A 19,579-nucleotide genomic window follows, 5' to 3' on the forward strand; every position below is an offset into this window, starting at 1 on the left:
GTCCCGCTCTCCTCGTCATGGTGCCCGCTATCGTGATCCGATGCCTCCCATCCGCGCCGTGCTCTTCGACCTCGATGGTGTCGTCCGTCATTTCGACCCGGAGAACGTCACGGCGATCGAACGCTCTCACGACCTCGGCCCTGGGGCGATCGAAGCCATCGCTTTCGCCCCGCAACTCCTCGACCAGGTGACGACCGGGGCGATCTCCCGCCGCGAGTGGGTGCAACGTATCGGCGGCGCGCTGGGCAACGCTCAAGCCGCCGAGGCATGGGGAACTCAGCCGTTCCAGGCCGATGAGCAGGTCATCGATCTCGTCGACGATCTGCGGACTTTCGGCATCCGCACGGCGATCCTCACCAACGGCACTGACACGATCCCCGCCGAGATCGCATCCATGAATCTGGCCCCGCACTTCGAGGCGGTCTTCAACTCTGCCGAGATCGGCTGGACGAAGCCTGACGTGCGAGCGTTCCAGTACGTTCTCGACACCATGCAGCTCGCACCCGCCGAGGTCTTCTTTACCGATGACTCCGCCAGCAAGCTCGTTGGCGCACGTGCGCTCGGCATGCCGACGCATCATTTCACTGGAGTGGAGAGCCTTCGCGATGCCCTGCGTCAGGCCGGGGTCCTGCGCTGACAAGCGGGCCAGACCGGAAGGCCGCTTCGCTAGGGTGGCCGGACACACCATGACCTGGAGGGATCACGATGTCAGCTGAAGCGACCACCACATTCCACTCGAACGCCGATGCGGCGACCACCGCAGCGGCCGTGCAGCGAGTTCTCGCTGAGAACAAGGCCAAGGTTCTCCACGAGAGCCCCGATGGCATGCAGATCGACTTCCAGACCCGCAAGACGATGCTCAACTGGGAGCTCCTCGGCCGCGCGATCACGACCCCCGCGGAATCCGGGTCTGATGTGCAGCTCACACTCAACGTGCACCACAATCGTCCGCCGGCACTGCTCGACGGCAAGAAGAACAAGAAGGCTGTCGAGAAGCTCGCGGCGCAGATCCAGGCAGCCATCGGCTGACGGATGGCGTGAGTCGATCGCCGTTTGATGGATGCCGATGTACTGCTTCACGCAGCGGCGCGTCCGGGCTGGGGGCGGCTGTTGGGTGGGTACGGTCATCCCGTGCAACTCAGATCCCTCGCAGACGTCCTCACCGCCCTCACCACATACGCCTGGGAGTTCGCGTCGCGGCTCCGCTCGTTCGACGACGAGATTCGACCCGTCACCAAGTCGAAGAAGCGCACGATCGCCGGGATGCGGTTCCGCGACAGCTCGAACCTCACCTGGGCGCGCGACGAGACCGGCATCCTTGTGACGGCAGCGAGCTGATGGTCCACGAGGCGAGGCTGCACGCAATCCCCAAGCTGTCGTCGGGGACTGTCATGATTGACGCCATGACCACCTCGATGCTCGACAGGGCGATCTACTCCTATTCGGACGTCGATCGTCTCGTTGGCCTGCATGGCGGTACTGCCCGGCGCTGGCTCGATGGGTACTCGAGGGCGGGGAAGTTCTACGAGCCGATCCTTCGCGAAGCCTCGACGGGAACCGAGGTCGTCACCTGGGGCGAGATGGTCGAGGCTCGACTCCTTGCCGAGTTCCGAAGCCGCGACGTCACCGTTCAGAAACTGCGTCCGGCGATCGAGCAGCTTCGAGAGCGGTTCGGACGTTACCCACTCGCGCTCGCACAGCCGTTCCTCGAAGTCGAAGGCAGAGAGCTCGTGCAGATCGTCCAGGAAGAGGTCGGACTGGACCGGTCCCTTCAGCTCGTCGTGGTGCGCAACGGACAGAGCATGCTCACCGCTGCGACCGAGCGATTCAGCGGCGCTGTGAAGTACGTGGACGGCGCCGCAGGCAGCATCCAGCCCGATCCGCGCACCCCGTTCGTCGTCATGGATCCTGCGCGCACTTTCGGTCAGCCCGCGGTCCGCAACGTGCGTACCGAAGTCCTCGCCGGCGATTACAAAGCCGGCAGCTCGCGCGATGAGCTCGCCGACCTCTACGAACTGACTCTCGACCAGGTCGACGAGGCGTTGCGCTTCGAACTCATCGTCGGCAGCGACCGAGCAGCCTGATGACTCCGTTCTCGCCGGTGTACTTCGCGGACGAGAACACGCTGGGCCTGGCGAAGGTGCTACGACGCTCCGGGCGCAGCGACTTCCTGTCTCCCGGGCATCCGGATCTGCCCGAGGTGCCGCTCGGTGCTCTCGATCTCGAGTGGATGCCGATCGTCGGGGCGCGAGGCTTTGTCGTCGTCACACGCGACCGACGCATCCGAACTCGTCCCGCCGAGCTTGCCGCCTACCGTGAGCACGGAATCCGATCGGTGTGGATCGGCGCCAAGAGGGACATGCGACCGGAGGAGCAGGCCGCTCTGTTCCTGCGCCACGAGGAGCGGATCGTGAAGGAGATCATCAAACGAGGTGCCGGGCCCTGGGCGCTCTCGCTGAACGTGACGGGACCGCGTCCGATGCACCTGGGCGAAGCTTGATCTACCTGGGTAGATCACTGGACTGCGATCTACCCGGGTAGATCGCTCACTCGAACCCGCCGGTCAACCGCCCCCGCATCCGCTGACTGCTCTCGTTCATCCCGATGATCTCGACGCTCTTCCCGAGCGCGGTGTACTTCGTCTCGATCGCATCCAGCGCGGCGACGGTCGACGCATCCCAGATGTGCGATCCCGACAGATCGACCACGACAGAGTCCGGATCCACCGAGTACGAGAACAACGTCGTCAGGTCGTTGCTCGACGCGAAGAACAGCTCCCCGTTCACGACATACGTGACGGAATCCCCGGCGGGAGAAACAGTCCGAGACACAGACACGAAGTGCGCGACCCTCCGCACGAACAGCACCGACGCGACGAGCACCCCACCGACAACGCCGATCGCGAGGTTGTGCGTCAACAGCACGAGAACGACAGTCGCCACCATCACGAACGTCTCGCTCTTCGGCATCCGCTTCAGGGTCGACGGCTTGACGCTGTGCCAGTCGAACGCCCCGATCGCGACCATGATCATCACCGCGACGAGGGCCGCCATGGGGATCGTGCTGACGAAGTCGCCGAACACGACGACCAGCAGGAACAGGAAGATGCCGGCGCAGAACGTCGAGATGCGGGTCCGGGCGCCCGAGGCCTTGACGCCGATCATGGTCTGTCCGATGACGGCGCATCCGCCCATGCCGCCGAAAGTTCCGGAGAGGATGTTCGCGACGCCCTGAGCCCACGACTCACGCGTCTTGTTCGAGTGGGTGTCGGTGATCTCGTCGACGAGCTTCGCAGTGAGCAGCGACTCCATGAGTCCGACCAGCGCGACCCCGAGCGCGAACGGCGCGATGATCGTGAACGTCTCCCACGTCAGCGGCACATTCGGGATGAACAGCTCGGGCAGGCTCTTCGGCAGCTCGCCCTGATCGCCGACCGTCGGCACGGTGATCGCGAACGTCAGCACCACGGCCGTCACGATGACCACCGACACCAGCGGCGCCGGCACGACCTTGGTGATCTTCGGCATCACGATCATCACGACGATTCCCAGCGCGACCAGCGGATACACCATCCACGGCTTATCGATCAGCTGCGGGAACTGTGAGCTGAACACGAAGATCGCCAGTGCGTTCACGAACCCGACCATGACGCTGCGCGGAATGAACCGCATCAGCTTCGCGACGCCCAACACCCCGAGGATCACCTGGAAGATGCCCGCGAGAATGACCGTCGCGATGAAGTAGTCCATCCCATACGTCGGCGCGACCGGTGCGATCACGAGCGCGACGGCTCCGGTCGCCGCGGTCACCATCGCCGGACGCCCACCGAGGAACGCGATCGACACCGCCATGATGAACGACGAGAACAGGCCCACCTTCGGGTCGACCCCCGCGATCACCGAGAACGCGATTGCCTCGGGAATCAGCGCGAGCCCCACGACCAGACCCGCGAGCACCTCGCGCGTCAGCATCCGCGGACTCTTCAGCGCTTGAAGGACGGTGGGATTCGCCCGATAGCGGGCACGATCGTCGACCGCAGTTGCAGACATGGGGATGCTCCAGAGAAGGTGCCCGGGGATGGGGCAGAACAGTTAAGGGTACGGCGGATGCTGAGCGTCCGTGTCATCGTCGAGCGTCGTCGGACTTCGCCGATATGTTGGCGATCATGAGTGTGATCCCCACCCCGTCCTCCGGCTTCGCGACGATCGACTTCGAGACGACCGGGTTCCATGCCGAGGGCACGGACCGCGCGATCGAGATCTCGGTCGTGCACTCCGAGCCCGACGGCACGATCACCGGGCAGTGGGAGACCTTGATCAACCCGGGTCGCGATCTCGGGCGGCAGGACATCCACGGCATCAGTGCTCGCGAGATCCTGCGCGCACCGCAGTTCTCGCACATCACGGCGGATCTCGTCGACCTTCTCTCGCAACGCGTGGTCGTCGCCCACAACGCCTCGTTCGACATGCGATTCCTGCAGGCCGAGCTCGGGCGCGCGGCGTACTGGGGTGGTGTGCCATTCGTCAGCCTCTGCACCATGCGTCTCGCGCGCACTCATCTCGGAGGCAGCACGACCCTCGCCGACTGCTGCGCCGCTTTCGACATCGACCTGAACGGCGGACACCGTGCCGCGGTCGACGCGCGAGCGACCGCGGAGTTGCTCGGAGCTTTCGTCGCCAGCACGGGGCTGTCGTCATGGACGGAGCTTCTCGGCAGCGCCGAGCGGCTCGCTCCGCACCCGGGCGAGCGCCACCCCTGGCTGGCCCGCACCGGCGTGGAAGAGTACTCGCCGAGCTTCCTCGAACGCATTGTCGACAGGGTCCCTGACATCAGCGACTCGGACGAGCAGGCCGAATACGTCGCGCTCGTCGAGCGGTGCCTGCTCGACCGCTACCTGTCAGAGCACGAGAAGAATGCGCTGGTGGCACACGCCGATCGCACAGGCCTCGGCCGCGCCACCGTCGAACGACTTCACCGCGACTACCTCTCCGCTCTGGTGCGTATCGCGTGGTCGGACGGCGTGGTCACCGAAGACGAGCGTGCCGATCTTCTCGCAGTCGCCCATCTGCTCGAAGTCCCCGCGGAGGTCGTGCTCGACGCCCTCGCGCGACCGGTGGAGGTCGCCGAGGCCGCACCCGCAGAGGCGTTCGCGCTGACCCCCGGCGACATCGTCGTGCTGACTGGCGACATGGCCAGGCCGCGGTCGGAGTGGGAGAAGCGGCTGCGCGAGCACGGCTTCACTCCGAAGCCCGCCGTGACGAAGGCGGCGAGGCTCGTGATCGCGGCTGACCCAGATTCCCTGTCAGGTAAGGCTCGGAAGGCCCGTGATTACGGGATCCCGATCGTCGGCGAAGCCTGGCTGGCCGAGCGCTACGCGTGACGGACGCTTCGCCTCCTGAGTTCAGCTCCCCGTCACGCTCCAGATCTGGATGACTGGCGTAGAGCACGCGTCCTCGAGGTTGGGGAATGCGCCCTCGATGATCTCTCCGCCCGATGCTTCGAGAGTCTCTCCGAGCGCCAAGACGTCGGGCAAGCTTGCTGTGCGGACACCGTCTTCGTCGAGTGTCGTTCCGGCCGGCCACACGATCGTGTAAGTCTCGTCGTCTGTCTCGACGCCCCAGCATCCATGCTCGTCTTGGATGAGTCGGCCGACGAACTGAGCGTCACTGCCTTCGTTCGAGTCGCTGCTCACGGCGATTCTGGTTCCTCCGACGTTGAGGACAGTCACGGATTCGTCCGCCGAGGAGCACGCCGTGAGCATGGCGAGCGCGCTCGCCGCGATGACAGCTCCGCCGAGTATTTGGAGAGTGTTCATGGTGTCTCCTCTATGAGACAGCCCTGCTAGTTGAGAGCGAGGTCGAGTGGCCCGCGACCCAGAGTGGCAGCGCATCGTGTCGCGAGCAAGCGCGGCGCCGCAGAACATCGGCATGCCGGGCGATCTCAATCGTCGAGGTCGGCAAGGACGCAAACCTCCACAACTGATCGCGGGACTCCGGGAATCGATAAGCCCGATATATGCTCAAGCTAGTGCGCATAAAAGTAACGATGCGCGCTCTTTTGGTTGCCACTCTGCTCTCAGATTTTGCGCGCACCCCATCCCGGGCGGATACTCATCCCATCCGCGCCGACCGTCTCGGCCGGGGAATCGACATGCACAGCACCCCTGTTCTCGCCCCCGAAACGACCATCGCCATCGTCGGCGCCGGCCGTCTCGGCGGCGTACTCGCGCGGGCCCTGCGCGCAGCGGGCTTTGTCGTCATCGGACCCCTGCGCCGCGAAGACCGAGCCCCGGATGCCGACATCGCACTGCTCTGCGTTCCGGATTCCGCCATCCCGGCAGTAGCCTTCGCCGTTCGATCCCACGCGCGGCTCGTCGCCCACGTCTCGGGGGCGACGCCGCTGACCGACGTCGACTTCAGCCTTCACCCGCTGCAGACCTTCACGGGCAAGGAGTCAGCCGAGGTCTTCCACGGCATCGGCGTCGCCATCGACGGCCGCACCCCCGAGGCGCTCGAGGTGGCCGAGCAGCTCGCCAGGGCGCTCGGCGCGAACCCGTTCCACGTCGACGACGCCCACCGCGCGGAGTACCATGCCTCCGCATCCTTCGCCTCGAACTTCGTGCTCACCGTGCTCGATGCGGCCGAACACCTCGCGAAGGACGCGGGCGTCGACCGCGCACACCTCGCACCGCTCGTGCGACAGACGGTCGACAACTGGGTGGCGTCCGGCGCAGCATCCGCTCTCACTGGGCCGATCGTGCGGGGCGATGAAGACACCGTGGCGCGGCAGCGCGCAGCATCCGCCGAGTACCAAGACCTCTTCGACGCGCTCGCCACCGCCACCCGCGCGGTCGCCGGGCGCGCGCCACATGCGACCACCGCCGATCACGCCGCCACCACCGAGGAGCCCGAGGCATGAGAATCCTCCGCACGATCGCCGAGGTGCGAGCCTCGGTCCGCGACGCCAAGGCGGCGGGCAAGTCCGTCGGACTAGTGCCGACCATGGGCGCCTTCCACGAGGGGCACCTCTCGCTCATGCGCGCCGCTCGCGAGCAGAACGGACTCGTCGTCGTCTCGCTCTTCGTCAACCCGACCCAGTTCGCCGCGAACGAAGACCTCAGCACCTACCCGCGCGACGAGGCCCGCGACGCTGCGCTCGCCGAGTCCGAGGGCGTCGACATCCTGTTCGCCCCCGAGCCCGCCGAGATCTACCCCGACGGTTTCGCCACGACCATCCACGTCGCGGGCATCACCGAGGTGCTCGACGGCGCCAGCCGCGGACCCCACCACTTCGATGGCGTCGCCACCGTCGTCACCAAGCTGTTCGGCATCGTGCAGCCCGACGTCGCCTACTTCGGTCAGAAGGATGCACAGCAGGTGCTCGTCGTCCGCCGGGTCGTGCGCGACCTCGACCTCGACGTGCGGATCGAGGCCTGCCCCATCGTGCGCGAACCCGACGGTCTCGCCATGAGCTCGCGCAACGTCTACCTCGACGCGGATGCTCGCGCCCAGGCGACCGCGCTCAACCGCGCCCTCGACGCCGCCGACGCGGCGCACCGGTCGGGGGAGAGCATCCTTCCTGCTGCTCAGGCTGTTCTCGACGAGGCGGGAATTGACGCCGAGTACCTGGAACTCCGGGATGCCGAGACCCTTCAGCCCGTGACGGCCGTCGAACGAGACGCACTGCTTCTCGTCGCCGCCCGCGTCGGCGCCGCCCGACTGATCGACAACCACCTGCTGAGAGGGGTCGCCCGATGAGCGCCCACGCTGCCCCGTCGAAGCGCCTGACCCTGGGCGATCTGGCCACGAAGAAGCAGGCGGGTGAGCCGATCGTCATGGTCACCGCGTACGACTTTCCGAGTGCGCAGATCGTCGAGGAGGCCGGCGTCGACATGGTGCTCGTCGGCGACTCGGCCGCGATGACCGTGCTCGGCTACGACAGCACGGTGCCGGTCACGATCGACGAGATGCTCATGCTCACGAAGGCCGTGCGACGGGGCCTGACGAAGCCGCTGCTCGTCGGCGACCTGCCCTTCGGCTCGTATGAGGCGTCGGACGAGCTCGCCCTCGCGACCGCGCAGCGCTTCATCAAGGAGGCGGGCGTCGACCTCATCAAGATCGAGCGCGGCGGCACGACGGTCGACCGCGCCCGCGCGCTGGTGAATGCCGGCATCCCCGTGGTCGGACACGTCGGGCTGACCCCGCAGACCGCGACATCCCTCGGTGGATACCGCGCCCAGGGACGCACCGCCGACGCCGCGCTCGCCGTGATCGACGACGCCCTCGCGCTGCAGGATGCCGGAGTCTCGGTGCTCGTCATCGAAGCCGTGCCGTCAGAGGTCACCGCGGCGCTCGCGCCCCTCCTGCGCATTCCGCTGATCGGTATCGGAGCAGGAGCGGATGCCGACGGCCAGGTGCTCGTCTTCCACGACCTGCTCGGCATCTACGCCGGCGGCGTCGCCAAGTTCGTCAAGCGCTATGCCGATGTGCGGGGAGTGTCGGTCGCCGGAGTCCAGGCCTATGCCGACGAGGTGCGCGACGGTGTGTACCCCGCGCCCGAGCACGGGTACGGGATGCCCGAGGCGGAGGTCGCACGGCTGCGGGAGCTGCTCGCGGGGCGGTAGGTCGGGGCGGCGTCCGCGGTCCGGCAGCCGGCATCCGGCATCCGGCTTTGAGCCCAGGCAATTCCGGGATGCCGGACGGAGCACGCCAGACGGGTTTACGGTTCTCGGTGGGCTTGTGACTTCCGATGCCTGCAAAGGGGGATCCGTGATGCCGGGAGTGTCAGTCGGGACCCGGTCGCGTATAACGCGTTGCGTCATTAACGCAACGCGTTATAGAGTTCTTCAATGATCCGGTCGTTCGCGGATCCGACGACCGGGCGGCTATGGCGGCGGGAGTCGGTGAAGCGTATCGATCCCCGGATTCTGAGAGTGGCGTTGCGAAAGCTCGTGATGATCGATGCGGCAGTCGTGATCGACGATCTTCGTGCACCACCCGGAAATCGGCTCGAGCAGCTGCGTGGCGACAGGATCGGTCAGCACAGCATCCGCATCAATGATCAGTGGCGCATCTGCTTCCGCTGGACCGACGGCGGCGCTGAAGACGTCGAGATCATCGACTATCACTGAAGACAAGGGGCGACCATGAACGAACTCCCGCCGATCCATCCCGGCGAAGTGCTCATGCACGAGTTCATCGAGCCGCTCGAACTCACGCAGAATCGTGTCGCGGTCGCGCTGGGTGTGCCTCCGCGACGGATCAACGAGATCGTCCTCGGAAAGCGCCGAATCACCGCTGACACGGCGCTGCGACTGGCGCGCTACTTCAGCACGACCGCACAATTCTGGATCAACCTTCAGACGCAGTTCGATCTCGAAGTGGAGCGGGATGCGATCGCGGATGCTCTTGCGGTGATCCAGCCGTTGAAGACCGCCTGACATGCCTGACGCGGCGCATCGACCGCGGGAATCCGTGCGCTGACGAAGTCAATGTTCACTGGGAAGTCCGGAATCAGGGAGCCCGGACTTGTGAAGTGCGAATCTGCTTCCGAGGCGCATGCAGCCGCGAAGCCCACACCGGAATCGCCGCGCGCCGGCTCCGACCCTTACTCCGTGCGGCGCACCCGCAGCGCCAGCGCGACCAACGCGAGCACGATGACCACGACCCCGTATCCGACGCACACGGTTCCGAGCCCGAACACCCCGACCAGCGTCCCGGCGACGACCGCGGGCACCCCGAACGCGAGGTAGGCGAGCAGGTAGATCACCGCGAACGTGTCGGCGCGGTCGGTGGCGGGAATGCGGGGTGCGAGTGAGGCGACGACTCCCGAGAAGGCGGTGCCGAAGCCCATGCCGGTGATGGCGGTCGCGGCGAGGTAGAAGGGGAGTGACTCGGCCGAGAGGGCCCAGAGTGACAGGGCGGTTCCTGTCGCGAGCGCGGCGGTGCCGAAGATGACGGAGGTGCGCGGCATCCGGTTGCGGAAGATGAACGCGGTGATCGCGCCGATTCCTGCGAGCATCGCGACCGCGAGCCCCTGCCAGACGTGCGCCTCCCCGCCGAGCTCGGTGCGCACGATGTTCGCGCCGAGCGACAGGAAGAGTCCACCGGTCGCCCACCCGGCGATGATCGCGGGCGCGCCCCGCCAGAAGTCCGAGCGGATGCCGGCCGGCACCGACAGGCGGAGACTCAGCGACGCCAGTGCTCCGGGTCGAAGCGGTGCGGTCTCGGGCGCGAGGAAGAAGAGCGCGGCGAGCGCGAGGTAGACGACGGTCAGCGGAGCGAACACGTCGAGCAGCGGCTGGCCGGTCACGTCGAGGGCGATGCCCGAGATCAGAGCGCCGAGGGCGAGGCCGATGCCGGGGCTGAGGGCGTTCCACAGGGCGGCGACCCGTGAGCGTCCGCCGGGAGCCAGGTCGAGGGCGGCGGCCGAGAGGGAGGCGATCAGCACGCCACTCGCGGCACCCTGCAGGATGCGCGCGAGCATGAGCGTCGCGACGCTGTCGGCATGCCAGAACAGCAGCATGCTCGCGGCGAGCAGGAGGAGTCCGCCGATCGCGACGGGGCGGCGTCCGACGTGGTCGGAGAGCGACCCGGCGGTGAGCAGCGCGAGCAGCAGGGCGATCGCGTAGACGGCGAACACGGCGCTGATGACGATCGCGTCGAACCCGATCTCGGCCGCGAGTACCGGGTAGAACGGCGACGGTGCGCTCGCCCCCATCATCATCGCGATCTGCGTGACGATCGCCAGCGCGAAGCCGAAGCGCGGGCGGCGGATCGGCGCGGTCGTCGTCGTGGCGATCGGTGACGTGATGGTCATCTGTGCTCCCGCGGGTGAGGTCTCGAACTCGTTAGGTTCGAGAATCATCGAACTATCGGAGCGTACTCGCCTCCCCGTGATTGTTCAACTATTCTCGAACTATGCCAGGCGACCTTCCGCACCCGGAGCGTTCCGAGATTCAGCTCACGGACGTGCTCTTCGCGCTCAGCGACCCCGAGCGCCTGGCGATCGCGCGGCAGCTCGCCGACGGTCCGCTCGACATGGCCGAGTGCCACGCGACCGACCCGAACCTGCCCAAGTCGACCAAGTCGCACTTCATGAAGGTTCTGCGCGAAGCGGGGGTCATCCGCAACGAACCCAACGGACGGCGACGGATGCTGACGCTCCGCCGCGACGAGCTCGACTCGCTGTTCCCGGGGCTGTTGGACTCGGTGCTGCGGGGCTGACGCGCAAGAGCGCGGTGGCCCGGAGCGCGCAGCCCCGAGCGACATCGCCGCCCGGGAGGAGATGTGCCTCTCGGGAGGAGAGATTCGCGGGAAATCTCCTCCCCAGGCGCAGTTCTCCTCCCGAGGGTGCGTGCGGTGCGGGGTGCGCAGCGTGAGGGTGTGCGGGTGTGGGGACGGAAGCGCGAGCGTCGTGGCCGCCGCCCGGGAGGAGATCTGCCTCTCGGGAGGAGAGATTCGCGGAGAATCTCCTCCCGAGGCGCAGTTCTCCTCCTGAAGGGTGGCTCCCGTGACAGGACGCTGCCCGAGGGCTCAGCGGAAGTACGACGCCCCGTTGAGGTCGAGCACGGTCCCCGACGCCCATACCGCGCCGGGCGACGTCAGGTACGCAACGGCATCCGCCACCTCTTCGGGAGTGCCCACGCGACCGAACGGACTCTGCCCGCGGATGCTGTCGCCCTGCTCTCCGTCGAGCTTCGCCGACTGGCGCTCGGTCGCGATCATCCCCGGCGCGACCGACGTGACCGAGATGCCATGGGGCGCGAGCACCAGCGCCATCGACTGACCGAACGCCTGCAGCCCCGCCTTCGTTGCGGCGTATGCGGGGTGATCGGCCTCGCCTCGGAAGGCGCCGCGCGAGCCGACGTTGACGATCGCTCCGCCGGATCCGCGCTCGATCATGTGCTGCGCCACGAGCATCGTCACGTTCGACGCTCCGAGCAGGTTCACCGAGACCATCGCAGACCACGCGGCCTGCCACTCGGCGTACGACGTCGAGTCGACGCGATGCTCATTCGCCGCACTCGGCGCGACGGCTGCGTTGTTCACCAGGATGTCGAGCGAGCCCAGCGCGGCGACGGCCTCCTCGACCACGCGCTGCGCCTCAGCGGGATCCCCCAGGTCGCCGCCCACGAGAGCATGCCCCGAACCCTCGAGCGAGGCGAGCGTCTCCTCAGCGGCGGCGCGATCTCGACCGAAGTGCACGACGACCCGGTCGCCGCGTCGAGCGAAGGCCTGGGCGACGGCGCGCCCGATGCCGCGAGAGCTGCCCGTGATCAGTGCATGCGCCATCTCAGGATGCGACCTGCACGCGCCCGATCGTGCGCACCGGCGGTTCGATCTCCGCCCACACCGAGTCGAGCGAGAGATGCAGCACGCCCGCGATCGCCGCGATGGTCGAGAAGGCGGGAGTCGCCACGCGACCCGACTCGATCTTGCGCAGAGTCTCGGGCGAGACCCCCGCATCGAGGGCGACGCTCAGCATCGACCGTTCGCCGCGCGCTCGCCGCAGCAGGGCGCCCAGGCGCTCGCCGCGTTCGACCTCGGCAGGGGTGAGGGGCATGCGAACCATCATGTGCCGATTCTAATACCGGGATAGTATTACCGGGATAGTTATTGGAACGGCAGTACGCCGGATGCGGAGAGCACCATGATCGAGATCCTCACGAGCGACGAACTGGCCAGGGCGAGGGATGCCGGGGCGCTCGTCGGCAGCATCCTGCAGTCACTGAAAGAGCGCACGACCGTCGGGGTGAACCTGCTCGACCTCGACCGCTGGACGAAGAAGATGATCGAGGATGCCGGAGCCGAGTCCTGCTATGTCGACTACGCCCCGTCGTTCGGCCGCGGGCCCTTCGGTCACTATGTCTGCACAGCCGTGAACGACGCGGTGCTGCACGGGATGCCGCACGACTACGCCCTCGCCGACGGGGACCTGCTGACGCTCGACCTCGCCGTCACGCTGCGCGGGATCTCCGCCGATGCGGCGATCAGCTTCGTGGTCGGGGAGAGCGCGGCATCCGCCGATCTCGCGATGATCGACGCGACCGAACGTGCGCTCGCCGCGGCCATCGCCGTCGCCCGTCCTGGAGCCCGCATCGGTGACATCTCACATGCGATCGGCGCCGTGCTGACCGCCGCGGGTTACCCGATCAATCTCGAGTTCGGTGGCCACGGCATCGGCTCGACGATGCATCAGGATCCGCACGTCGCCAACGACGGACGCCCCGGCCGTGGCTACACACTGCGCCCCGGCCTGCTCCTCGCCCTCGAACCGTGGGTCATGGCCGACACCGACGAGCTCATCACCGACGACGACGGATGGACCCTGCGCAGTGCGACCGGGTGCCGCACGGCCCACACCGAGCATACGATCGCGATCACGGAGGACGGCGCGGAGGTGCTCACGCTCGCACGCTGAGGACGAGCCGGCATCGGGCGACGTCGAGCGCACGCTGAAGACGAGCCGGCGCAGCCTACTTCTTGCGCGACCCGCTCCGCATCCGACGAACCGCGCGACCGGCCACGTCTTTCAACCGCCCGCCGGGCCACTGGCGACGCAGCTCGACCGCGCCGCCGCGCCCCGCGACAGGCGTGCAGGTGCGGCCGGCGAGCAGCGGCGAGCGACCGGCGGCGGCGAGCGTCGCGGCATCCGCGGTGAGGGGAACGTCGAACGTCCACCCCGCGCGCCGCACGGTGACGAACAGCGTCGCGCCGCGCGATTCGTCGTCGGGACCGAACACCTTCAGCGGGTCGATCGCGACGGGAATCGCCCCGAGGTTGCGCGGATGCACGCTCGCCACCCGGCGTTCGACCCCCGCGGCCTTGTCTCGCAGCACCAGCTCGACCCGGTCGTTCGTCAGTTCGCGCCCGGCCTCGAGCAGCCCCGTGGGCAGGCCGTCCATCGCCACGGGCAGCGAGGTCAGGATCCCCGTTCCCGGTTCGATGACCAGAGCATCCTTGCCATCGCGTGTGATCGAGACGGCGACCGTCAGATACAGCCCACCGCCGCGCGACCACCGCGCCGACGTGACCGTCGCGCGACAGGTGGTCTCGAGCTCGAACCGCGCGAACGTGACCAGGTCGGTGCGCCGGTCGGCACGCAGGAGCGCTGCGCGGATCCGGTTCGGGAAAGAGAGGCCGCCGTCGACACCGGGCCCGAAGCGTCGCCGAGCGAGCGGGCCGACCACTCCGAGCAGGCGCTCGCGATACTCGTCGGGGTATCCGACGAACTTCTTGCCCGTCAGGCGCTTGAGGATCTTGCCGCGGAACCAGTGCCGCAGCAGTCGATCGCGCAGTCGCCCCGGCTCGGTGTATCGCTCGACGAGGTCGAGCACCGCTTCGAGATGCGGGAAGTACGACTCGGGGTCGATCCGCGACGAGCTCGCGCTGCCGGCGTGCTTGACCCACGCGTAGCAGGGCTGGCTGGCGAGGATCGAGATCGTCGAGGCTTCGAAGTACGCCCTCATGACGAACAGGTGATCCTCGAGGCGCACCTTTCCGTCGGGGAAGCGGATGCGGTTCTCGCGCAGGAACGACGTGCGGAACATCTTGTGCGGCGTGAGCATCTCGAGCAGGGGATCCTCGCCGAGCACGGCGCGGGGCACGTCACGGCGGAAGATCCGCTTCGGCAGCGGGCGTCCGATGCCCACCTCCTTGCCCACCACGACGTCGGAGCCGTTCCTGTCGGCATAGTCGCACAGCGCTTCGAGCGCGCCGTCATACAGCCAGTCATCCTGGTCGACGAACTGGATGTACGTTCCCCGCGCCTCATCGATCCCGTGGTTGCGGGGCGTGCCCGGCCAGCCCGAGTGCGGCAGGTACGCCACGCGGATGTAGTCGCGATCGCGCGCGACCTCGACCAGCCGTGCGGCCGTCTCCTCACCGGATCCGTCATCGCACAGCAGGACCTCGAAGCGCGAGTGATCCAGCGTCTGAGAGTCGAGCGACGCGATGAGCTCGTCGAATGCCGGCCCCGGTCTGAACACGGGAACGACCACGCTCACCCGAATGGAGGTGGACGCAGGCTGAACGGCAGACGAATTCGACATCACCGGCAGTCAAACACTGCGACCTGTGTGGCGCACGGGGCTTGCGCTCAGGAATGGGGCGTGCAATCCGAACGAGAACTCCCACCCGCCACCCAGCCTTAACGATATATCGTTGAGTATCGCTCACCACTTCCGGGAGGTCATCATGAACAACGCATTCCCCTCGAACCCGTTCGGCGGATCCGGCTTCGGCTCGGGTCAGGGCGGACCCGCATCCGCGATCTTCGACGCCATGGATCAGCTCCGCAAGTCCTTCGAGAAGTCGTTCGAGCAGCGCCCCAGCGGCGGCTCTCGCATGGCCAAGGGCGACGTCCGCGCCGCGGTGCTCTCGCTCCTCGCTGAGAAGCCGATGCACGGCTATCAGATCATCAACGAAATCGCCGATCGCAGCGGCGGCTCGTGGAAGCCGAGCGCCGGCTCGGTCTACCCGACGCTGCAGCTCCTCGCCGACGAGGGCCTGATCGAGGCCGAGGAGCAGGGCGGTCGCAAGACCTACTCGCTCACCGAGGCGGGTCGCGCGGTCGCATCCGAGCACACCGAGAATCCGGCACCCTGGGAGTCGCAGTCGAAGGGTGAGGGCTCGCACGACAACCCCCGCTACAGCGCACTGCCCAAGGCCGGAGTCGACCTGGCGTCGGCAGCCGCGGCCGTCGGTCGCAGCGGCAGCACCGAGCAGGTGCAGCAGGCGGTCGAGATCCTCGACGACGCCCGCCGTAGGCTGTACTCGATCCTCGCTCAGGACTGATCGCACACGACCCAGGGACGACACATGACGGATGCTGCGGCGCAGGGCGCCCATCGTGCCCGGTACCGCCGCATCCTCTCTTTCGCGGCGCGTGAATTCCTCAAGATCTGGTGGTTCGAGCTCGTCCTGCCGAAGTTCGGTCTGAGCTCGGTCTCGGAGCGCACCCGCGCCCCTCGGATGCAGCGCTTCGCGAAGCGGTTCCACGTGCTCGCCGTCGAGCTCGGCGGGCTCATGATCAAGGTCGGGCAGTTCATGTCGTCGCGCCTCGACGTGCTCCCGCCCGAGATCACGAAAGAGCTCGAGGGGCTGCAGGATGAGGTGCCGGCGGTGCCGTTCGCCGGCATCCGCGCCGCCGCCGAGGCCGAACTGGGGATGCCGCTGGAGCAGGCGTATGCCTGGTTCGACGAGTCGCCGGTCGCGGCCGCATCCCTGGGTCAGGCGCACCGCGCCCGTCTCTCGGCCCAGGATGCCGTCGACACCGGACTCGCGAACGTCGTCGTCAAGGTGCAGCGCCCCGGCATCGACGAGATCGTCGCGGTCGACCTCGCGGCCCTCCGCCGCGTGGCTCGCTGGCTGACGCGTGTGCGCCTGGTCGCCGACCGCGTCGACGCCCCTGGGCTCGTCGAGGAGTTCGCGCAGACGAGCCTCGAAGAGATCGACTACCTGCACGAGGCAGCCAGCGCCGAGCGGTTCCGCGAGAACTTCGCCGGCGACGCCCGCGTCGACGCCCCCGAGATCGTCTGGGAGCGCTCGACCCGCCGCGTGCTCACGCTGTCGGATGTCACGGCGATCAAGATCAACGACACGGATGCTCTGCGCGCAGCGGGCATCGATCCGGCCGAGGTCGCCGACGTGTTCGCCGAGGTCATGTTCGACCAGGTGTTCACGCACAGCTTCGTGCATGCCGACCCGCACCCCGGCAACATCTTCGTGACGCCGGAGCCGGCATCCACCACCGGCCGGAACTTCCGCCTCACGTTCATCGACTTCGGCATGATGGCCGAGGTCCCGGCGAACCTCCGTGACGGTCTGCGCATGCTGCTCATCGCGGTCGCCGGTCGTGACAGCAAAGGACTCGTGGCCGCCGCGCAGGAGATCGGCGTGCTGCTGCCCTCGGCGGATACGGCCGAGCTCGAACGCGCGCTGCGGGCGCTGTTCGCCCGCTTCGGCGGCATGGGCTTCGCCGAGCTGAGCAAGGTCGATCCGCGGGAGTTCGCCGACTTCGCCGACGAGTTCGGCGACATGGTGCGCTCGCTGCCGCTGCAGCTCCCCGAGAACATGCTGCTGCTGATCCGTGCGGTCTCGCTGACCTCGGGCATGTGCTCGAGCCTCGACCCGACCTTCAACGTGTGGGATGCCGCCGAGCCCTACGCCGGACGCCTGCTGCGTGACGAGTCGGGCAACCTCATGCAGGAGATGGCCCAGCAGGCCATGGAGACCGCGGCCGTCACGTACCGCCTTCCCAAGCGGATCGATGCGATCATCACGCGCGTCGACGACGGCAACGTCACGTTCGACACGTCGCGTCTCGAGCGTCGCCTCGACCGGCTCGAGGGCATCGCCCGTCGTATCGGCTCCGGCGTGCTGTTCGCCGCGATGCTCGTCGGCGGAGCGCTGCTCGTGCCCTCCCTGCCGCCGCTCGGCATCACCCTCCTCTGCGTCTCGGCGCTGCCTCTCTTGCACGCGGTCTTCGGCGGGCGTCGCCAGCGCTGACGCACCCGCTCCGCCGTGCGCGGGACCGGCCGCGACTCCGGCTGCAGTATGCCGGCATGGGAGAATGGGTTCTCATGGACACTCCGGACGATAAGACGCCCCCGAGGAACGACGCTCCGAAGACCACCACCGCCGCTGTCCGGCAGGCCGCGAAGGCCACCGAGACCGCCCAGAAGATCGTCCGTGACATTGCCGCCGTGCCGCCGCGCGGCGTGCATCCGGCGCTCGTTCCCGGTGTCGCGGTCGAAGAGACGGGCCGCACCTACCGCACCGACCCGCTCGTCTTCGGCATCGCCGTCGCACTGACCGTCGCGTTCATCGCGTGGGGCGTGTTCGCGGGCGACAACCTCTCGGGCACCACCTCGACGGTGCTCGCATGGGTCGTGGAGTACTTCGGCTTCTTCTTCACGACGATCGCCACCGTCATCCTCGTCTTCATGCTGTTCATCGGTTTCAGCCGCTACGGACGCATCCCTCTCGGCCGTGACGACGAAGAGCCCGAGTTCTCGATGTTCTCGTGGATCTCGATGCTGTTCGCTGCCGGCATGGGCATCGGTCTCGTCTTCTGGGGTGCCGCCGAGCCGCTCACCTTCTTCGAGAACCCGCCGCCGGGCACGGTCGAGGCCGACACGCTCGACGCGATGCACACCGCGCAGGCGCAGGTGCTCTACCACTGGGGCCCGCAGGCCTGGGCGTTCTACGCGCTCGTCGGTGGCGCGATCGCCTACGGCGCATTCCGCCGCGGTCGCACCCCGCTCATCTCGTCGATCTTCGCGCCGCTGCTCGGCGAGGGCCGCACGACCGGACCCCTCGGCCGCACGATCGACGTCTTCTCGATCATCGTGACCCTCTTCGGTACCGCGGCCTCGCTCGGCCTGGGCGCCCTGCAGATCGGCCACGGCGTCGAGATCGTCAGCGGCATCGGCGAGCTCGGCAACGGCGTGCTCATCGCCGCGATCGCCGTGCTCACCGCCTGCTTCATCGCCTCCGCCGTGTCGGGTGTCTCGAAGGGCATCCGCGCACTGTCGAACATCAACGCGGTCGTGGCCCTGCTGCTCGCGTTCTTCGTGTTCTTCGTGGGTCCGACGCTGCTGATCCTGAACGTCATCCCCTCGGTCGCCGTGCAGTTCCTCGGCGACCTGCCCGAGATGGTCGCCCGCTCGGCCTCGCAGGGCGACGAGGCGCAGATGTTCCTCTCGAGCTGGACGATCTTCTACTGGGCCTGGTGGATCTCGTGGTCGCCGTTCGTCGGCATGTTCATCGCCAAGATCTCGCGCGGCCGGACGCTCCGCCAGTTCGTGTCGGTCGTCATCGTCGTGCCCGCCGTCATCTCGCTCATCTGGTTCGCGATCTTCGGCACCACGGCGATCCAGCAGCAGATGGACGGCGCGAACCTCACGGTCGATCCGCCCGAAGAGGTGCTCTTCGGGGTACTCGAGAACCTGCCGTTCCCGCTGATCACCAGCATCGTGCTGATCCTGCTGATCGCGATCTTCTTCATCACCGGAGCGGACTCCGCATCGCTCGTCATGGGCACGCTGTCGCAGCAGGGGCGCCCAGAGCCGTCTCGGTGGGTCGCGGTCGTCTGGGGTGTGCTGGTCGGTGTCATCGCTGCGGTGCTGCTGGTGACCGGTGAAGAGGGCAGCGGTCTCAAGTCGCTGCAGAACGTCACGATCATCGCCGCGCTGCCGTTCGCGGTGATCATGACGTTCATGACGATCGCGTTCATGAAGGACCTCCGCCGCGATCCCCTGATCCTGCGCGACCGGTATGCCCGCATGGCCGTGCGCCACAGCGTCATGGCGGGCCTCGAGGAGTACGGCGACGACTTCGCGCTCGTGCCCGTCGAGTACGACCACTCCGAGGACGACCTCGCCTGGATCGACGAGGCCGACGTCGACGACAGCCTCGCCGAGGTCTACGCGACCGCGACCGAGGCCATCGACATCATCCCGGATGCCGGGGCGACCGACGGGGCGGATGCCGGGGCCGGTGCCGATGCCGGCGCCGCTGCCGGCGCGGATACGGACGCGGACGCATCCGACCTCGCCGAGCGGCCCTCCTGACGG

The 19,579-nt window shown here is 67.6% G+C and carries 22 protein-coding genes; 16 read left to right on the forward strand and 6 right to left on the reverse strand.

The genetic code is table 11. From position 1 onward, the window contains the following. Positions 1-40 precede the first annotated feature (40 nt). The 5 genes from JOF42_RS03950 to JOF42_RS03970 all read left to right on the forward strand — a co-directional run bounded on the left by JOF42_RS03950 (position 41) and on the right by JOF42_RS03970 (position 2,500). On the forward strand, positions 41-637 hold the full coding sequence (locus JOF42_RS03950; RefSeq protein ID WP_210096667.1) for an HAD family hydrolase: 597 nt from the start codon (positions 41-43) through the stop codon (positions 635-637). Between the two features lie 68 nt (positions 638-705). Beyond that, positions 706-1,029: a hypothetical protein gene (locus tag JOF42_RS03955; protein WP_210096668.1), complete on the forward strand. Its 324-nt coding sequence runs from the start codon at positions 706-708 to the stop codon at positions 1,027-1,029. A gap of 102 nt (positions 1,030-1,131) precedes the next feature. Beyond that, positions 1,132-1,338 (forward strand): hypothetical protein, encoded by a 207-nt coding sequence (locus JOF42_RS03960; protein WP_210096669.1) that lies wholly within the window; start codon positions 1,132-1,134, stop codon positions 1,336-1,338. Between the two features lie 65 nt (positions 1,339-1,403). Then, the gene (locus JOF42_RS03965; RefSeq protein WP_210096670.1) at positions 1,404-2,084 is read left to right on the forward strand and encodes a DUF433 domain-containing protein; all 681 of its coding nucleotides are present in this window, start codon (positions 1,404-1,406) and stop codon (positions 2,082-2,084) included. Continuing rightward, positions 2,084-2,500: a PIN-like domain-containing protein gene (locus JOF42_RS03970; protein ID WP_210096671.1), complete on the forward strand. Its 417-nt coding sequence runs from the start codon at positions 2,084-2,086 to the stop codon at positions 2,498-2,500. The genes JOF42_RS03965 and JOF42_RS03970 overlap by 1 nt, the downstream gene beginning before the upstream one ends. A gap of 46 nt (positions 2,501-2,546) precedes the next feature. On the opposite strand, the gene JOF42_RS03975 is transcribed toward JOF42_RS03970, so the two are convergent. Beyond that, positions 2,547-4,049, reverse strand: coding sequence for a SulP family inorganic anion transporter (locus JOF42_RS03975; protein WP_210096672.1), 1,503 nt, complete (start codon positions 4,047-4,049; stop codon positions 2,547-2,549). A gap of 116 nt (positions 4,050-4,165) precedes the next feature. On the opposite strand from JOF42_RS03975, the gene JOF42_RS03980 reads away from it, so the two are divergent. Continuing rightward, a complete protein-coding gene (locus JOF42_RS03980) occupies positions 4,166-5,380 on the forward strand; it encodes an exonuclease domain-containing protein (protein ID WP_210096673.1) in 1,215 nt (404 codons plus the stop codon). Positions 5,381-5,401: 21 nt separating this feature from the next. On the opposite strand, the gene JOF42_RS03985 is transcribed toward JOF42_RS03980, so the two are convergent. Further along, positions 5,402-5,815 carry a hypothetical protein gene (locus tag JOF42_RS03985; protein ID WP_210096674.1) on the reverse strand — a complete coding sequence of 138 codons (414 nt, stop codon included), beginning with the start codon at positions 5,813-5,815 and terminating at the stop codon, positions 5,402-5,404. Between the two features lie 335 nt (positions 5,816-6,150). Between JOF42_RS03985 and JOF42_RS03990 the strand changes: the two genes are divergently transcribed. The 5 genes from JOF42_RS03990 to JOF42_RS04010 all read left to right on the forward strand — a co-directional run bounded on the left by JOF42_RS03990 (position 6,151) and on the right by JOF42_RS04010 (position 9,439). Further along, a complete protein-coding gene (locus JOF42_RS03990) occupies positions 6,151-6,918 on the forward strand; it encodes a Rossmann-like and DUF2520 domain-containing protein (protein ID WP_210096675.1) in 768 nt (255 codons plus the stop codon). After that, entirely contained in the window at positions 6,915-7,757 is an 843-nt protein-coding gene (panC, locus tag JOF42_RS03995; RefSeq protein WP_210096676.1) for a pantoate--beta-alanine ligase, read from the forward strand. The genes JOF42_RS03990 and panC overlap by 4 nt, the downstream gene beginning before the upstream one ends. Beyond that, the gene (panB, locus tag JOF42_RS04000) at positions 7,754-8,623 is read left to right on the forward strand and encodes a 3-methyl-2-oxobutanoate hydroxymethyltransferase (RefSeq protein ID WP_210096677.1); all 870 of its coding nucleotides are present in this window, start codon (positions 7,754-7,756) and stop codon (positions 8,621-8,623) included. Before panC ends, panB begins: the two co-directional genes overlap by 4 nt. 225 nt (positions 8,624-8,848) lie before the next feature. Then, complete coding sequence (locus tag JOF42_RS04005; RefSeq protein ID WP_210096678.1) at positions 8,849-9,130, forward strand: type II toxin-antitoxin system RelE/ParE family toxin; 282 nt, start codon at positions 8,849-8,851, stop codon at positions 9,128-9,130. Between the two features lie 15 nt (positions 9,131-9,145). After that, positions 9,146-9,439 (forward strand): HigA family addiction module antitoxin, encoded by a 294-nt coding sequence (locus JOF42_RS04010; RefSeq protein ID WP_210096679.1) that lies wholly within the window; start codon positions 9,146-9,148, stop codon positions 9,437-9,439. Between the two features lie 167 nt (positions 9,440-9,606). On the opposite strand, the gene JOF42_RS04015 is transcribed toward JOF42_RS04010, so the two are convergent. Further along, entirely contained in the window at positions 9,607-10,818 is a 1,212-nt protein-coding gene (locus JOF42_RS04015; RefSeq protein WP_245340717.1) for an MFS transporter, read from the reverse strand. Positions 10,819-10,919: 101 nt separating this feature from the next. Here JOF42_RS04015 and JOF42_RS04020 point away from each other — a divergent pair, with 101 nt between their 5' ends. Continuing rightward, positions 10,920-11,225, forward strand: coding sequence for an ArsR/SmtB family transcription factor (locus tag JOF42_RS04020; protein ID WP_210096681.1), 306 nt, complete (start codon positions 10,920-10,922; stop codon positions 11,223-11,225). Between the two features lie 309 nt (positions 11,226-11,534). Here the strand turns inward: JOF42_RS04020 and JOF42_RS04025 are convergent, their stop codons facing one another. Beyond that, positions 11,535-12,293, reverse strand: coding sequence for an SDR family NAD(P)-dependent oxidoreductase (locus tag JOF42_RS04025; protein WP_210096682.1), 759 nt, complete (start codon positions 12,291-12,293; stop codon positions 11,535-11,537). Between the two features lies 1 nt (position 12,294). Beyond that, entirely contained in the window at positions 12,295-12,573 is a 279-nt protein-coding gene (locus JOF42_RS04030) for a helix-turn-helix domain-containing protein (RefSeq protein WP_056512766.1), read from the reverse strand. A 78-nt stretch (positions 12,574-12,651) separates the two neighbouring features. On the opposite strand from JOF42_RS04030, the gene map reads away from it, so the two are divergent. Continuing rightward, the gene (gene map / locus JOF42_RS04035) at positions 12,652-13,422 is read left to right on the forward strand and encodes a type I methionyl aminopeptidase (RefSeq protein ID WP_210096683.1); all 771 of its coding nucleotides are present in this window, start codon (positions 12,652-12,654) and stop codon (positions 13,420-13,422) included. A gap of 55 nt (positions 13,423-13,477) precedes the next feature. On the opposite strand, the gene JOF42_RS04040 is transcribed toward map, so the two are convergent. After that, on the reverse strand, positions 13,478-15,052 hold the full coding sequence (locus JOF42_RS04040; protein ID WP_210096684.1) for a glycosyltransferase family 2 protein: 1,575 nt from the start codon (positions 15,050-15,052) through the stop codon (positions 13,478-13,480). A gap of 145 nt (positions 15,053-15,197) precedes the next feature. On the opposite strand from JOF42_RS04040, the gene JOF42_RS04045 reads away from it, so the two are divergent. From JOF42_RS04045 to JOF42_RS04055, 3 genes are all read left to right on the forward strand, one after another. Continuing rightward, the gene (locus JOF42_RS04045) at positions 15,198-15,797 is read left to right on the forward strand and encodes a PadR family transcriptional regulator (RefSeq protein ID WP_210096685.1); all 600 of its coding nucleotides are present in this window, start codon (positions 15,198-15,200) and stop codon (positions 15,795-15,797) included. Between the two features lie 24 nt (positions 15,798-15,821). Then, positions 15,822-17,510: an ABC1 kinase family protein gene (locus JOF42_RS04050; RefSeq protein ID WP_210096686.1), complete on the forward strand. Its 1,689-nt coding sequence runs from the start codon at positions 15,822-15,824 to the stop codon at positions 17,508-17,510. Between the two features lie 74 nt (positions 17,511-17,584). Continuing rightward, on the forward strand, positions 17,585-19,576 hold the full coding sequence (locus JOF42_RS04055; RefSeq protein ID WP_245340718.1) for a BCCT family transporter: 1,992 nt from the start codon (positions 17,585-17,587) through the stop codon (positions 19,574-19,576). The last annotated feature ends 3 nt before the right edge of the window (positions 19,577-19,579 follow it).

The organism is Microbacterium phyllosphaerae, from assembly GCF_017876435.1.
Taxonomy (GTDB): domain Bacteria; phylum Actinomycetota; class Actinomycetes; order Actinomycetales; family Microbacteriaceae; genus Microbacterium; species Microbacterium phyllosphaerae.